Origin of the sequence: Ruegeria atlantica, assembly GCF_013032005.1 — a bacterium.
In the GTDB taxonomy this organism is placed as follows: Bacteria; Pseudomonadota; Alphaproteobacteria; order Rhodobacterales; family Rhodobacteraceae; genus Ruegeria; species Ruegeria atlantica_A.
The window spans coordinates 949,109-964,190 of the sequence record NZ_WQBE01000001.1 but is presented as its reverse complement, the minus strand read 5'-3'; the positions used below and the strand labels follow the sequence as shown (position 1 = coordinate 964,190).

General features: G+C 58.5%; 16 protein-coding genes. 13 read left to right on the top strand and 3 right to left on the bottom strand.

Translation table 11 applies throughout. The features are described 5' to 3' along the window. Positions 1 to 27: 27 nt before the first annotated feature. Entirely contained in the window at positions 28 to 600 is a 573-nt protein-coding gene (locus GOX21_RS04775; protein ID WP_170349076.1) for a YceI family protein, read from the top strand. A gap of 55 nt (positions 601 to 655) precedes the next feature. Here GOX21_RS04775 and GOX21_RS04770 read toward each other — a convergent pair whose 3' ends face one another. Continuing rightward, positions 656 to 1,882: a cytochrome b/b6 domain-containing protein gene (locus GOX21_RS04770; RefSeq protein WP_170375821.1), complete on the bottom strand. Its 1,227-nt coding sequence runs from the start codon at positions 1,880 to 1,882 to the stop codon at positions 656 to 658. A gap of 170 nt (positions 1,883 to 2,052) precedes the next feature. Between GOX21_RS04770 and fabD the strand changes: the two genes are divergently transcribed. From fabD to mltG, 7 genes are all read left to right on the top strand, one after another. Further along, positions 2,053 to 2,991, top strand: coding sequence for an ACP S-malonyltransferase (fabD, locus tag GOX21_RS04765; protein ID WP_170375819.1), 939 nt, complete (start codon positions 2,053 to 2,055; stop codon positions 2,989 to 2,991). Between the two features lie 40 nt (positions 2,992 to 3,031). Continuing rightward, positions 3,032 to 3,769: a 3-oxoacyl-[acyl-carrier-protein] reductase gene (gene fabG / locus GOX21_RS04760; RefSeq protein WP_170359008.1), complete on the top strand. Its 738-nt coding sequence runs from the start codon at positions 3,032 to 3,034 to the stop codon at positions 3,767 to 3,769. A gap of 209 nt (positions 3,770 to 3,978) precedes the next feature. Then, positions 3,979 to 4,212: an acyl carrier protein gene (locus tag GOX21_RS04755; RefSeq protein ID WP_008756330.1), complete on the top strand. Its 234-nt coding sequence runs from the start codon at positions 3,979 to 3,981 to the stop codon at positions 4,210 to 4,212. A gap of 138 nt (positions 4,213 to 4,350) precedes the next feature. Continuing rightward, on the top strand, positions 4,351 to 4,890 hold the full coding sequence (locus tag GOX21_RS04750; RefSeq protein WP_170375817.1) for a GNAT family N-acetyltransferase: 540 nt from the start codon (positions 4,351 to 4,353) through the stop codon (positions 4,888 to 4,890). A 119-nt stretch (positions 4,891 to 5,009) separates the two neighbouring features. Continuing rightward, on the top strand, positions 5,010 to 5,753 hold the full coding sequence (locus tag GOX21_RS04745; RefSeq protein WP_170349071.1) for a HisA/HisF-related TIM barrel protein: 744 nt from the start codon (positions 5,010 to 5,012) through the stop codon (positions 5,751 to 5,753). Positions 5,754 to 5,957: 204 nt separating this feature from the next. Continuing rightward, complete coding sequence (gene fabF, locus GOX21_RS04740) at positions 5,958 to 7,223, top strand: beta-ketoacyl-ACP synthase II (RefSeq protein ID WP_170375816.1); 1,266 nt, start codon at positions 5,958 to 5,960, stop codon at positions 7,221 to 7,223. Continuing rightward, positions 7,224 to 8,384 (top strand): endolytic transglycosylase MltG, encoded by a 1,161-nt coding sequence (gene mltG, locus GOX21_RS04735; RefSeq protein ID WP_170375814.1) that lies wholly within the window; start codon positions 7,224 to 7,226, stop codon positions 8,382 to 8,384. Positions 8,385 to 8,423: 39 nt separating this feature from the next. On the opposite strand, the gene GOX21_RS04730 is transcribed toward mltG, so the two are convergent. Both GOX21_RS04730 and GOX21_RS04725 read right to left on the bottom strand, forming a co-directional pair. Next, complete coding sequence (locus GOX21_RS04730) at positions 8,424 to 9,680, bottom strand: DEAD/DEAH box helicase (protein WP_170375813.1); 1,257 nt, start codon at positions 9,678 to 9,680, stop codon at positions 8,424 to 8,426. 296 nt (positions 9,681 to 9,976) lie between these two features. Next, entirely contained in the window at positions 9,977 to 10,513 is a 537-nt protein-coding gene (locus GOX21_RS04725) for a winged helix-turn-helix transcriptional regulator (protein WP_170375811.1), read from the bottom strand. A 39-nt stretch (positions 10,514 to 10,552) separates the two neighbouring features. Between GOX21_RS04725 and GOX21_RS04720 the strand changes: the two genes are divergently transcribed. The 5 genes from GOX21_RS04720 (at position 10,553) to GOX21_RS04700 (ending at position 15,082) form a co-directional block, all read left to right on the top strand. Beyond that, positions 10,553 to 10,927 (top strand): VOC family protein, encoded by a 375-nt coding sequence (locus tag GOX21_RS04720; RefSeq protein WP_170349066.1) that lies wholly within the window; start codon positions 10,553 to 10,555, stop codon positions 10,925 to 10,927. Positions 10,928 to 11,361: 434 nt separating this feature from the next. After that, positions 11,362 to 12,732, top strand: coding sequence for a DNA-packaging protein (locus tag GOX21_RS04715; RefSeq protein ID WP_170376120.1), 1,371 nt, complete (start codon positions 11,362 to 11,364; stop codon positions 12,730 to 12,732). Between the two features lie 133 nt (positions 12,733 to 12,865). Then, complete coding sequence (locus tag GOX21_RS04710) at positions 12,866 to 13,504, top strand: hypothetical protein (RefSeq protein WP_170375809.1); 639 nt, start codon at positions 12,866 to 12,868, stop codon at positions 13,502 to 13,504. Positions 13,505 to 13,701: 197 nt separating this feature from the next. Continuing rightward, positions 13,702 to 14,871, top strand: a complete 1,170-nt coding sequence (locus GOX21_RS04705; RefSeq protein WP_170375807.1) for a phage portal protein — start codon at positions 13,702 to 13,704, stop codon at positions 14,869 to 14,871. Next, the gene (locus GOX21_RS04700) at positions 14,864 to 15,082 is read left to right on the top strand and encodes a GTA head formation protein, RCAP_rcc01685 family (RefSeq protein WP_058280601.1); all 219 of its coding nucleotides are present in this window, start codon (positions 14,864 to 14,866) and stop codon (positions 15,080 to 15,082) included. The genes GOX21_RS04705 and GOX21_RS04700 overlap by 8 nt, the downstream gene beginning before the upstream one ends.

Below are 15,082 nucleotides of genomic sequence, written 5' to 3'. Positions count from 1 at the left end.
TGCATCCATAATTTTTCGGAGATTGTTATGAAATCCACCCTTCTTGCTGCTGCACTGGCCGTTTCGGCAACTTCGGCGTTTGCCAGCGCCGAGAAATACGTTTTGGACCCCAGCCACAGCCAGGTCGTCTTCAGCTATAACCACCTGGGTTATTCCACCACGACCGGCATGTTCTCGGGCTTCGAAGGCGAGATCATGTTTGACCAAGAAGACCCTGCGGCATCCAGCGTTTCTGTTTCGATGCCCGTGATTGAAATGATCACCGGTTGGAAGCCACGCGAAGATCACTTCATGACCGAAGATTTCTTTGGCGCCGCCGAAGGTGACCTGGTCACCTTTACTTCGACTGGTATCGAAGTCACCGGTGAAAACACGGCCAACATCACCGGCGATCTGACCATGAACGGCGTGACCAAGTCGGTCGTTCTGGATGCCAAGTTGAACCAAGTGTCCGAACACCCAATGGCGAAAAAGCCGTGGGCGGGTTTTGACGCGACCACCACGCTGGTACGCAGCGATTTCGATCTAGGACAGTTTGCGCCTTTTGTCGGTGACGAAGTCGAAGTCCGGATCTCGGTAGAAGCAGTTAAGGCTGAATGAGTCGCACGCGATTTTCTGAACAAAACCGCCGAGGCACGTCGCCTCGGCGGTTTTTTCATTCGGCTCGTTGCGCGACCAGTTCCACAGAAACTGCAACCACAAAGGCCAGCGAGTCCTCGCCGGGCATGGATTTGCCAACATCAAAATCCAGCCGGTTCAATTCCAACACCCCGGACATCGCGGCAGTGTTGTCCTGAAGATCAAGTGTGAAAGGCAGCACCACATCCATAGTTTTGTCGCGGATGGTCAGCGGACCGCGGGCCTCGTACCCGGTGTCGGTCTTGTAGAGGTCGGCCTTGAACTGGGCGGTCGGGAATTGGGTGCTGTCAAAGAAATCGGCCCCCATGGCCTGATCCGTAACCGTTCCAAGGCTCAGCGAAGGGATCGCGATTGTTACGTCAACTGTACCGGCTAGGCCCGACTCAGATGGGTCTTCAAAGGCAATTGCTGCGGTCCAATCGGCGAATGTGCCGGTCACCGGGCTGCCCAGTTGGGTGATGGTAATGGACAGTGTGCCTTCTTGCACCTGCCAGTCCGATTGCACCTCAGACAGTTCTGCGGTGTCGGTTGCGGCGGCGGAGTGATCCGAGAATACGCCCGTGGACCAACCACCCAACAGGACCGCACCCCAAATAGCCAGTGCAGCAACAGCGGGTAGGGCAGAGTGATGTTGGTCAGGGGGCTGAGGCGCGTCTGAACGGCCGGGCAGCATCCGGCGCAAAGTACTGTCCTTATCGACCACGTGGTGCTTTAGGGCACCTGCAATGTGCAGGATCAGTGATCCAGCGAGAACCAGAATGAACAGCCAGTGCAGGCCCGCCGTAACCTCGGCGACATAGGGTGACTTGGGTACGAAGGGCAGATTTTGCCCAAAGGGCCACAGGATTGGGGCGAAACCTTCCGCTGCGGCATGGTGCAGCCAGCCAGTCAGGGGAACCAGAACCAGCGAGGCATAAAGCATCCAGTGTACGACCTCGGCGGCGAAGGCTTCGGGTTTGTTGTCTGCGTTCAACAGGCCGGGCTTGGTCTGGGTCAGCGCCCATAAGATGCGGGCCAGCGCGACAAAAAAGACGGTGACCCCGACTGTTTTATGGAGCGAGAAAAACTGAACCGCCCGAACAAGGTCCTCTTCGGTGGTGGGGATGGACGGATCATAGATTGCGTGGGCCAGATTGTTGGCGAACCATCCCAGCGGCAGGGCGGTAAAGATCAGCAAGGCGGTCAACCAGTGAAAGGTCTTGGCCACACTGCCATAGCTGGAAAAGGTGTTGGTCGAAGGCATCGGTTGCTCCGTACTGGGGTGGCTGCGTTCAACCTAAAGCCATGGGATCAGGACGCAATAGCGAGCCACGCACAGCAACAGTGCCAGATTGCAGAGGTCAGGCAGTGCTTGTGCCGCGCCCGCGCACGGTTTACACCCCGCCGCAACCTAACGTCATCCAAGAGGTCGCAATGACACGCGCATTCGTTTTTCCGGGGCAGGGTGCCCAAACTATCGGGATGGGCAAGGCTCTGGCCGAGGCTTATCCGGCTGCTCAGGCTGTGTTCGACGAGGTCGACGAGGCACTGGGTGAAAAGCTGAGTAGCCTGATCTGGGAAGGTGATATAGCGGATCTAACGCTAACGCAGAACGCGCAGCCTGCGCTTATGGCGACGTCAATGGCGGTGATGCGCGCGCTGGATGCCGAAGGTGTTTCGGTTACTGACGCAGCATTTGTAGCCGGTCACTCGCTGGGTGAGTATTCCGCGCTGGCCGCTGCTGGAGCTTTGTCGGTTGCCGATACTGCCCGCCTGCTGCGCACCCGTGGTCAGGCCATGCAAAGCGCCGTGCCGGTAGGCGAAGGCGCAATGGCTGCCATTTTGGGCTTGGATTTGGACGCCGTCCGCGTCGTGGCCGAGGAAGCCGCGCAGGGTGAAGTCTGTCAGGCCGCAAATGACAATGATCCGACACAAGTGGTGGTTTCAGGCTCCAAAGCCGCCGTAGAGCGTGCCGCCGAGATCGCTAAGGGGAAAGGTGCCAAGCGCGCAGTGATGTTGCCGGTTAGCGCGCCGTTCCATTGCGCTCTGATGCAGCCTGCCGCAGACGTAATGGCAGAGGCGCTGTCAGAGGTTGAAATCAAGGCACCTGCTGTGCCGCTGGTGGCCAATGTGCGGGCCGAGGCAGTCTCGGACCCCGATCTGATCCGTCAATTGCTGGTCGAGCAGATCACGGGTTCGGTTCGGTGGCGTGAAAGCGTGCAATACATGGCGGCGCAAGGCGTGACCGAGACATGGGAGATTGGCGCAGGTAAAGCGCTGTCAGGTATGGTCCGCAAGATTGATCGGGCCATTGCGGGCAAGGCCGTCAGTACGCCGGAAGACGTGCAAAAGGTCATTCAGGCTGAATCGTAAGTTGAAAACGTCGCAACGGACGTACCAAGAGGGAAACCGAATGTTTGATTTGACAGGTAAGAACGCGCTGATCACCGGCGCTTCGGGTGGTATCGGGGGCGATATCGCACGCGCACTGCATGGCGCGGGTGCCACTGTGGGGTTGTCTGGTACGCGGGTCGAACCGCTGCAAGCACTGGCGGATGAGCTGGGTGAGCGCGCGCATGTATTGCCTTGCAACCTGAGCGACCCCGAAGCAGTTGCAGCGCTGCCGAAGCAAGCCGCCGACGCGATGGGATCCGTGGACGTTCTGGTGAATAACGCGGGCATCACGCGGGACAATCTGTTTATGCGGATGTCGGATGACGAATGGCAAAGCGTGATTGACGTGAACCTGACTGCCACAGCAAAGCTGTGCAAAGGCGTATTGCGCGGCATGATGAAAGCGCGTTGGGGTCGGATCATCAACATCTCGTCCGTGGTCGGCGCGACCGGCAATCCGGGTCAGGTCAATTATGCCGCGTCCAAGGCCGGTATGGTCGGTATGACCAAGTCGCTGGCCTATGAGGTCGCAAGCCGCGGAATCACGGCAAACGCAGTGGCCCCGGGATTCATCACAACTGCGATGACGGATAAGCTGACCGACGATCAGAAATCGGGAATTCTGGGTCAGGTTCCAGCTGGTCGTATGGGCGAGCCGTCAGAAATTGCTGCGGCAGTTCTGTACCTTGCAAGCCCTGAAGCGGGATATATCACAGGAACGACCTTGCATGTGAACGGCGGTATGGCCATGTTGTGAGCGCACACCGGGGCAGGCGCGAAAGCGTTTGCGTCGGGCGTTGTCTGTGCTATAGGCGGCGCATGTATGCGGGGGTCGGCCAGTGGGTCGGCCTTCTACTTTCCCGGCAATCGGGAAACCAAACCGCCCGGACCGGGCAAAATCAAGCCAGCCTGAGCGGGCAAGGGCAGAACCGGGCGCTACGCCCTGAAATGGAATGAGGAATAGACATGAGCGACGTCGCAGATCGCGTTAAAAAGATCGTTGTTGAGCACCTGGGTGTTGAAGAAGACAAAGTGGCAGAAAACGCTTCCTTCATCGACGATCTGGGCGCAGACAGCCTGGACACTGTTGAGCTGGTCATGGCCTTTGAAGAAGAGTTCGGCATCGAAATCCCCGATGACGCAGCCGAGACCATCCAGACCTTTGGCGACGCCGTCAAATTCATCTCTGAAGCGTCCTAAGCGTTTCAAATCCTTAAAAGCGGCGCTTCCGGGCAACGGAGGCGCCGTTTTTTATGCCCGAAACAAATTCACTCTTGCTTGACGCTTTTCCGCTAAGCACTGTCTGAACAGAGGCAATTTTTTCCGAGCGGGCAGGGCATGATACGATCCACCCCGACGATAAACACGGCACGCTTGATGCTTTGCGCCATGCGTCCCGAAGATTTTAACCGGTTCGCCGAGATCTGGCGCAACCCGTGCATCGTGCGGCATATCGGTGGCAAACCAAGGTCGCGTGGTGAGGCGTGGGATTCATTCCTGCGCAATGCCGGGCACTGGCAGATGGCCGGGTTCGGGCATTGGGCGGTTTTGCAGCAATCGAATCGCCAGATGATCGGTCAGGCTGGTTTTTTCTACGGCAACCGCTCGATGGGTGAAGATTTCGACAGTTACCCCGAAGCCGGATGGATTTTGGTACCCGAAGCGCAGGGGCAGGGTTTGGGCATCGAAGCGGCCCAAGCGGCGCATGATTGGTTCGACCGCATCATGCCTGGGCCCTTGGTTGCAATGGTAAATTCGGCCAATAGCGTCTCGCAGAAACTGGCTGAGAAGCTGGGATATGTGCCGATGCGCGAAGATAAGTACAACGGGTCTGAGGTTGTATTGCTGCGCCGGAATGGCCCTCCGAAACGCCATTAGCTATCAATCGCGGCAATGCCGCAAAATGTCCTCAGTTTGCCGAAACTGGTAAAATCCGGGATCGGTCCGGTGTGTATGGTACACTGGATTGACATGCGATTGAGCGAAGGAGCGGGCTCATGAGGATTTACCCTACTATGGAACTGCAGAACGGCCGGTGCGTGACGCTGGACAAGGGCCGTCTGGACAATGCCATGATCTGGCACGTGGACCCGGTTGAAACAGCGCGCAGCTGGTCGGCCGCCGGGGCCGAATGGATGCAGCTGACGGATTTCGACGCGATCGAAGGCCGTGACACCAATGCCGAGCTGGTGGAGGAAATCATCCGCTCCGCGGAAATGCCGGTGCAATTGGCCGGTGGGATGCGCGCGCGCGAACATGTCGAACATTGGATCGACAAAGGGGCCGGGCGGGTCGTCATCGGTACCTTGGCTGCGCGCGACCCGATCTTGGTAAAAGAACTGGCCAAGTTTTATCCGGATCAGATCGTTCTGGCGGTTGATGTCTGGCAGGGCTTTGTCATGACCGAAGGTTGGCGCAGTCAAAGCGCCTTTACCCCCGAAGCCTTTATCGAAGCGTTCGCGGACACCCCGTTCGCGGGTATTGTGGTGACGGATATCGACAGTGACATGGAAGATGTCGAAGCGCAGTTGGGGCTGATCTCGGGTCTTGCGGAAAAGTCCCGTACCCCCGTTATCGCCAGCGGTGTGGTGCGCACGGCGGACGATATCTCGCGCTTGGCCTATATCCACAACATCTCGGGCGCGATTGTCGGGCGGGCGCTGTTCCGCAAATCGCTGAGCCTGGAAGATGCGCTGGAAGTTGCCAAAACCGCGCACGAGCCCGTGGCGCAGTTCCAGTAAAAGACAAGTCACCCGGAAATCGCCTTTTGCCCCGCGCGGGCAGAAGGCGGTTTTTCATTTCTGAACCCTTCCAAGGGTGACAGGCGGATTTTCTATCGGTTTTGGCGGGATGATGCCGGAAGGGATTGCGCCGTGGCTCTTGCCCCCGGCCCCCACGCCGGGGTATGAGCGGTTCTCAAATAGGAAGCAGGCAAGAGGCATTTCATGCGCAGAGTCGTTGTAACCGGTCTGGGATTGGTCACTCCGTTGGCCAGTGGGGTCGAGGAAAGCTGGTCACGGCTGCTGGACGGAGAATCCGGCGCGGGCCCGATCACGCAGTTCGATGCTGAGGCGAGCGGGGTCACCACGACCTATGCCTGCGAAGTGCCCCGTGGCGATGGTACGAACGGTACGTTCAATCCCGACGATTGGATGCCACCGAAAGAGCAGCGCAAGATTGAGGACTTTATCCTGTATTCCATCGCTGCGGCTGATATGGCCTGCCAGGATGCGAATTGGCTGCCTGAGAATGAAGAAGATCGCCTGCGCACTGGGGTTCTGATCGGCTCGGGTATCGGTGGGCTGGGTTCTATCGCGAACACGGCCAATCTGATCCGTGACAAGGGTCCGCGCCGCGTGTCGCCCTTCTTTATCCCTGGCGCGCTGATTAACTTGGCCTCGGGTCAGGTCTCGATCCGTCATGGGTTTAAAGGGCCGAACCATTCGGTTGTTACCGCCTGTTCGACCGGAGCACATGCCATTGGCGATGCCAGCCGTATCATCCGTGCCGGTGACGCGGAAGTCATGGTTGCAGGTGGCGGCGAGGGTTGCATCTGTGAGATTGGCATTGCGGGCTTTAACGCGTGCAAGGCGCTGTCGACCAAGTATGCCGACGACCCTAAGAAAGCCAGCCGCCCTTATGACGTTGACCGCGACGGGTTCGTAATGGGTGAAGGCGCAGGCATTGTCGTGCTGGAAGAATACGAACATGCCAAGGCGCGCGGTGCGAAGATTTACGCCGAGGTTCTGGGCTATGGCATGTCCGGTGACGCCTATCACATCACCGCACCGTCCGAGGACGGCGACGGGGCAGAGCGTTCCATGAAAGCCGCGCTGCGCAGCGCCGGGTTGGAGCCGAAGGATCTGGATTATATCAACGCGCATGGGACTTCGACCATGGCGGATACGATCGAGCTGGGCGCGGTGGAGCGTCTGTTGGGCGATCATGCGGGCAACGCAACCATGTCTTCGACCAAATCGGCCACGGGTCACTTGCTGGGCGCGGCTGGCGCGATCGAGGCGATCTTCTCGATCCTGGCGATCCGCGATCAGGTGGCTCCGCCGACGATCAATCTGGACAACCCGGCGGTTGAGACACCGATTGACCTGGCGCCGAATGCCAAACGCGAGCGTGAGATCAACGTGGCCTTGTCGAATTCGTTCGGGTTTGGCGGCACCAATGCCAGCGTGATCTTCGGAAAGGCCAGCTAAATGTGGCGGGCTTTGGCATCAAATGCGCTGACCATCCTGGTGGTCGGCCTGTTTCTGATCGGCGGTCTGATCCTTTGGGGGCAATCGCAGTACAAGGCCGAAGGCCCGCTGGAAACCGCCATGTGCCTACAGGTGAAAAGCGGCTCGAACATGACTCGCGTCAGCCAGCAGCTTGCAGATGAGGGTGCCATCAGCAGCGCCATGATCTTCCGGATGGGTGCGGATTACACTGACAAGGCGCAGCAGCTGAAAGCGGGCAGTTTTCTGGTTCGCGAAGGCGCATCGATGGCGCAGATCATCGACGATATCACCAGCAGCGGTGCCAGCACCTGTGGATCCGAGATTGAATATCGCGTTGGTGTCACACGGGTACAGACCCGCGTGCGAGAGCTGAACCCGGCCACCTTGGAGTTTGTCGAAATTGCGAGTTTCGAGGCTGGTGAAGAGGAAGCCCCTGCTGAATACGTTGAAAAACGTCAGGACTCCGATACGCGGTATCGTGTTTCGGTGGCTGAGGGCGTGACCTCTTGGCAGGTGGTCGAGGCGCTTAAGGGCATTGACGCCCTGACCGGTGAGGTGCCCGAAATTCCGGCCGAGGGCATGTTGGCGCCCGACAGCTATGAGCTGGCCCCAGGTGATGACCGGGCTGCTGTGTTACAGGACATGCAAGCGAAGCAACAGTTGCGGATCAACGCGGTTTGGGAAAGCCGGCAGAACGATTTGCCGATTAGCAGCCCAGAGGAGATGTTGATCCTTGCCTCGATTATCGAGAAAGAGACGGGTGTTCCACATGAGCGCGGCCAAGTGGCCAGCGTCTTTGTCAACCGGCTTGAGAATGGCATGAAGCTGCAGACAGACCCGACAGTGATCTATGGTGTCACCAAGGGACAAGGTGTGCTAGGCCGTGGCCTGCGCCGCAGTGAGTTGCGCCGTGCAACCCCTTGGAATACTTATGTGATTGACGGTTTGCCGCCCACACCAATCGCCAATCCCGGCCTTGCAAGCCTTGAGGCCGCGGTGGCGCCGGAGGATACAGACTATGTGTTCTTCGTTGCGGATGGTACTGGCGGGCACGCGTTTGCGGAAACTCTGGATGAGCACAACCGCAACGTCGCCAAATGGCGAGAAATAGAAGCTGAGAGAAACAGCTCGAGCAACTAAGAAAAGGGCCGCGTCGAAAAACGCGGCCCTTTCTTTTTCTTATGCAGCGGGACGTCTGCGGGGGCGGCGACGTTTTGACGACGCAGGTTTCGACGTCGAATTCGCTCCGTGCGGTTTGCGCCCCCGGAACCCACCACGATTGCGCGGTTTTTTGGGCTCGGCGTATTCAGGCATGGTACCGCTGGCGACCGGAATTTCGATCTTCATCAGCTTTTGAATCTGCAGCAGCTGGTCCAGCTCATCGGGCGCGCAGAAGGCAATGGCTTCGCCTTCACGACCGGCACGGGCCGTGCGGCCAATGCGATGGACATAATTGTCTGGCACCTCGGGCAGGTCATAGTTGATCACATAGGCAACGCTGGGAATGTCGATGCCACGTGCCGCCACGTCGGTGGCAACCAGTACATTGATCTCACCGGCGCGGAACGCCTTGATTGCGCGATCGCGCTGTCCTTGGCTTTTATTTCCGTGGATCGATGCCGCGTTGAAGCCATCGGTTACAAGGCCTTTCATCAGCTTTTCGGCGCCGTGTTTGGTGCGGGAAAAGACCAACGTCAGGGCGTCCATGTCAGCGGACAGAATTTCCCGCAGTTTTTGCGGCTTTTCTCCTCGGCTGAGGAAATGCACAGACTGCGTAATCTTGTCTGCCGCCTTACCCGGAGGTGAAACCTGTACCCGCTGCGGGTTGGTCAGGTAGGATTGGCTGAGTTCCTCCATCTGCTTCGGCATGGTGGCGGAGAACAACATGGTTTGACGCGGTGTGCCCAGTGCAGGTGCGATTTTACGCAGGGCGTGGATAAAGCCCATGTCCAACATCTGGTCAGCTTCATCCAACACCAGATGACGCACTGAACTGAGGTCAACGGCACCGCGTTCCATCAAGTCGATTAGGCGGCCCGGCGTAGCGACCAGAATATCGGTGCCTCGCGACAGGAACGAGATCTGTTTGCCAATGGATTGTCCGCCAACCACAGTGGCCACGCGCAGTTTCGTCTTTTGCGTCAGATTGCGCAGGCTTTCCGCGATCTGGTTCACCAGTTCGCGGGTGGGGGCGAGGATCAAAGCCTTCACCGTTTTCGGCGCAGGTTTGCCCAGTTGCGCCAGCAGATGATCAATCAGAGGCAAGCCAAAGGCCAAGGTCTTGCCGGTGCCAGTCTGGGCCAGCCCAAGAATATCATGCCCGTTCAGCGCCAGCGGAATGGCCTGGTTTTGGATCGGCGTAGGTTGGGTAAAATTGGCGCGTTTCAGCGCGTCGTTCAGGGCGGGCGCGAGGCCCAGCATGTCAAAGTCGAACAAATAACTATCCTTTGCAGCCCTCGGTATTAACCCAAAGGCAAGTCGTCACGGGCCGCATCTGCGACCGGCAGGGGTTGTACGAGACCTCGGGAAATGCAGGCGGCTCCTGCACCATCCGGTCGTCGCATCAAGAACCCTGCGTGATGGGGAACTATGGGTGGATCGGGCGCTGTGGGGCTGTTGATGGCCCGATTGCTCACGCGGCAGCGCTGTTTCATGGGCACATGCGGGTTGAGAGGTTGAATGTCAAGCTATCGGGTAGAGTTTTCTACGTCCTGTACGACGGTGTTGCTTGATTACTGACCCAACCCGACGGCCTGATGGATGGCAAAACCGGTTTTGACCGCGCGATAGGTCGGGAAGGGCATCCGCCCCGAGGTTTCAATATCGCGCTGGATCCAGTCGTGATCCTCTAACTGATGCAATGAGGCGGATAAGGCACGATCGGTGATGGTGATCAGATCCGACCTGATCGCCGAAAAGCGATGCGGGGTGCCGGTTAGGGCCAGGATGGGAACGGTCCACGACTTTCGGAGAAGCTTGTGCGTGACGTCATCCGGGGCAACCTGAATGATCGCGCTGGCGATACGCGCGGCTTGGGTGCCTGCGGGGGTGAGGCGAAACTCGGGGCGTAGGGGATGGCCATGGCCGGGGTTACGCTCGAGCAGTTCGAGTTGGACGAGGTGATCGAGACTGGCCGCGAAGGCCGTTCGACTGGCGCTGGTTGCGGCGAGTAAAGCGGCTTGTCGCCCAGAAACACCGGAATGCATCAGCGCCAGAATGTTCAGTGACCATGCGCGGGAGGTGAGCTTGACAAGTAGAGTTATGTCCATAAACTATAGTAACTATATTTAAATACAAAGGAAAGTTCAATGCCGCATGTTTCGTTAAAAAACACGATCACGTTTGCGATTTCAGTCAGGGATCGTCACGCCAGTGCGGATTGGTATCGTGACATGCTTGGGTTCGAACTTGCCCATCACATCGATGAAGCCGGGTGGAGCGAAATGCGCACCAATGTGGACGGAGTGACATTGGGTCTGGGAGAACAGGCCGAGCCGTCACCGGGCAATTGCGTTCCGGTCTATGAAGTTGGTGATATTGCCACGGCGCGTGGTGCGCTGGAAGCTGCCGGGGTGGCGTTTGATGGCCCGACGGAAACGATCGAGGGGATGGTCAGCACGGCCACATTCTATGATCCGGATCGCAATGCGATGATGCTGGCGCAAGATTTGACGGGCGGTTAATCTTAACACAGCGTACGATTGTTGTTGCGTTCGATGTTGCGTAACACATTGACTTTGCGTGTTTAATCCCGTAGAAGTTATGTCATGCTAGAAGAAGTGGGCAACGGCCCCGGGGCGACCCGGTGGCCGTTTTTCGTTTCTCTCGTGCGGAGAAAACTCACGCATGAGGTCACAGGCAAACATGACTTTGATTACCCCGGAAGAGCGGATTTCTCAGACGGCTGACTTGTTGCAGTCCCTTGAAAGATCCATTCGCGATCTGCGCCAAGCAGCGGAAGAACTGCGCCAGCAGATTGGTGCCGGGGAGGATGCAGACCTTGCCGGAGCAGGCAAGCAACTGGGACAGCTAGAGGGGCTGATCCGAAGTTGTCAGAAAGTGGAGACAAGCTTTGTCGAACAACATCACAGACAAGCCGGAATTGCCCAAGGAGGGTATGCGCTCGACCTTGAGCGCGCTCGATTTGAAATCGGGTGCAGGTTGGCTCGCCTCCGCAGATGTTGCGGTTCGGGAGAGATTTCTGAGTGAGATCGGGGAGGGGGGGCTGTGTGCCCTCCCTTTCCTGTTTGAGTTTTGGGCGCTGCCGCATCAGTTGCCGCCCGAGGGTGATTGGCGATGCTGGGTGATCATGGGCGGACGTGGCGCGGGCAAGACACGGGCTGGATCCGAATGGGTGCGGTCGATGGTCGAGGGGGCGAAACCGCTGGATCGGGGTGAGGCCCGCCGTGTGGCTTTGGTTGCAGAGACCTTCGATCAGGTGCGCGATGTCATGATTTTTGGTGACAGCGGGATATTGCGATGTTCGCCCCCGGACAGGCGACCTAGTTGGAAGGCATCTGAACGCAAGTTGATCTGGCCCAATGGGGCCGAGGCTCAGGCATTTTCGGCAAATGATCCCGAAGGGTTGCGGGGACCCCAGTTCGATGCAGCTTGGGTGGATGAGCTGGCCAAATGGAAAAAGGCCGGGGAAACCTGGGATATGCTGCAATTTGCGCTGAGATTGGGTGAGCGGCCGCGGGTCTGTGTGACGACCACGCCGCGGAATGTGAAGGTTTTGAAGGAGTTGCTGGCGTCGCCTTCAACGGTGCACACACACGCGCCGACCGAGGCGAACCGGGCAAATCTGGCCGCATCGTTTCTGGACGAAGTGCGCGCGCGCTATGCAGGCACGCGGCTGGGGCGGCAGGAATTGGACGGGGTGTTACTGTCGGATGCTGAGGGGGCTTTGTGGACGGGCTCGATGCTGGAGGCGGCACGGAGCGGGCAGGTGCCTGATTTGGACCGCATCGTGGTGGCGCTGGACCCGGCTGTGACGGCCGGTTCAGATGCGGATGCCTGCGGGATCGTGGTCGTGGGGGCTCAGGTGCAGGGGCCGCCCGAGGAGTGGCGCGCCTATGTGTTGGCCGACCGAACGGTTCAGGGCGTTGGCCCAGCTGGTTGGGCGCAGGCGGCGATTGACGCAATGGATGAGTTCGGGGCCGAGCGTCTGGTGGCCGAGGTCAATCAGGGCGGGCAGCTTGTAGAAGAGGTCGTGCGGCAGGTGGACCCTCTGGTGCCCTATCGCGCGGTTCGGGCCTCCCGCGGCAAGGTCGCCCGGGCCGAGCCTGTGGCGGCGCTGTACGAACAGGGGCGTGTGGCGCATGTCTCGGGGTTGGATGCGCTGGAGGAACAGATGTGCCAGATGACCGCGCGGGGCTTTGAAGGGCAGGGCTCGCCCGACCGGGTCGACGCGCTGGTCTGGGCGCTGCATGAGCTGGTGGTGGGGCCTGCGGGGGCCTATCGGCGGCCTAGGGTGCGGAGTCTGTGACGCATGGTATCATCCGTCACCGGGCTTGGATTTTTGGTGGGAAGGTCGGTTGGAATGTTGACCTAGCAGACCGATAGAGTTAGCGATGAAACCCATATGCGGAGAGTATTCATCATTGAGGAATTGTACCGAAGTGACTAAAAATAAAAGTGTTTTTTTATTTGTTGGGCTTGTGCTGCAAGCGGCATGCGTAGAAACCACACCTGACGAAAGTTATGTACCTTCGAAGCAATCTCTGACCACTTTTGGACCCTATGAGGTTCGACAGCACTCAGACCAACCGCTGACCACGCGGGTGAGAAATGCGTTTGACCAAGCTGTGAGCCAAGGAGACGGAGCGTTTGGAGCGTTTTACATACGACCGGATGGCGGCTCTTGGGCAGTAGTGACAGGTCGGTATTCAGAGCATGACGCAAAACGAATGGCGAAGATCGACTGTGAGATCGTGTCTCGACAGGATTGTATCCTCTACGCTACGTTTGTTCCTCAAGATAAACCTACAGCATCCACAATACCCAATGCGCACAAAAGTGAATTGGCCAAGGCAAAACGAGACACAGTGTCGGGTAATTACCTAGCGGTTGCAAACAACCCAGCAGGCTACACAGGATTTGGCGTCAATTATACCTCCCAAGTAGAGGCGGAAAACAGTGCAATGAAAGCTTGCGCTGAAGCGACCCAAACAGGTCTGGCAAACGAAATAGCTCGATTCAGATCAGCCTACGAGTCGGCTGGATTGCTGAGATGTAAAATTTTCGGTGTTTATCGTTAACAAGCTTTGATAACTTGTCATTCTTATCGGCTTTGTCCACGAATTGACGGTCTGAAGTCGTGACTGATCTGGATCGTGGCGCCAGGTCGAGAATGCCGTTGCACACCCCCCGTACGCCCCATTCCCAAGCCTTAAACTTCTTTCCGTCATAACTCCTTTCAACAAGCCGGGCAGAGCGGCGGCAGAAAGGAGCACAGATGGTATTCGATTTCTTGCGTCGTGGATCGGCTGAGGCAGCGCCCGAGGCGAAGGCGAGCGCGGCGGGGCCTGTGGTGGCGTGGCAGACGGGTGGGCGCGTGGCGTGGAGCCCTCGGGATGCGGTATCGCTGACGCGGACGGGGTTTTCGGGGAACCCGGTGGGGTTTCGCTCGGTTAAGTTGATTGCCGAGGCGGCGGCGGCTCTGCCTCTGGTGTTGCAGGATCAGGCGCAGCGCTATGATGTACATCCGATCCTGAGCCTCATGCGTCGTCCGAATGCGGCGCAGGGGCGGGCGGAATTGATGGAGGCCTTGTTCGGGCAGTTGCTGCTGTCGGGCAATGCCTATGTCGAGGCAGTGCAGGCCGAGGAAGGCCTGCCGGTTGAGCTGCACGTCCTGCGCTCGGACCGGATGAGCGTGGTGCCGGGCGCGGATGGCTGGCCCAAGGCGTATGACTATAGCGTCGGTGGCAAGACGCATCGATTTGCGGCTGAAGTCATCTGTCACATAAAGTCCTTTCACCCGCAGGATGACCACTATGGATTTTCGCCGATGCAGGCGGCGGCTATGGCGATTGATGTGCATAACAGCGCGTCTCGGTGGTCGAAATCGCTGTTGGACAATGCGGCGCGGCCTTCGGGGGCGCTGGTGTGGAAAGGCGATGGCCATGGGGTGATGGCCGAAGATCAGTTCCGGCGTTTGTCAGACGAGATTGAGCAGAACTATCGCGGGGCGCGCAATGCTGGCCGCCCAATGGTTCTGGAAGGGGGGCTGGATTGGAAGCCGATGGGCTTTTCCCCTTCGGACATGGAATTTCAAAAGACCAAGGAAGCCGCCGCCCGCGAGATCGCGCTGGCCTTTGGGGTCCCGCCAATGTTGTTGGGAATTCAGGGCGACGCGACCTATTCGAACTATCAGGAGGCCAACCGGGCGTTTTATCGCCTGACCGTTCTGCCCCTGGTGACGCGGGTGGCGGCAGCAGTGTCAGAGTGGCTCTCGGGCTTTTCTGGCGAGGATTTGATGCTGAAACCCGATCTGGATCAGGTGCCCGCGTTGGCTACCGAACGTGATGCGCAGTGGACCCGCGTCAGCCGTGCCGATTTCCTGACAGATGCCGAGAAGCGATCTTTGCTGGGGTTGCCGGCTCTGGCGGAGGATGCGGATGGCTGAAGGGTATCCGCCATTCGATTGCGCGCCGGGCTTGCGACTGGCTGCGCATGAACGGGTGGCCGAGATTCAGCATGCGCACCTGTGCAAACGGTTGGATCAGATCGAAGAAATGATGGAGCGGTTAGAGCGCCGGTTGTGGCTGACGGTCTACGGTGTGGCCGCAGTGATCCTGGCACAGGCGTTTCAGTCGTTTTTGTCGGTAACACCATGA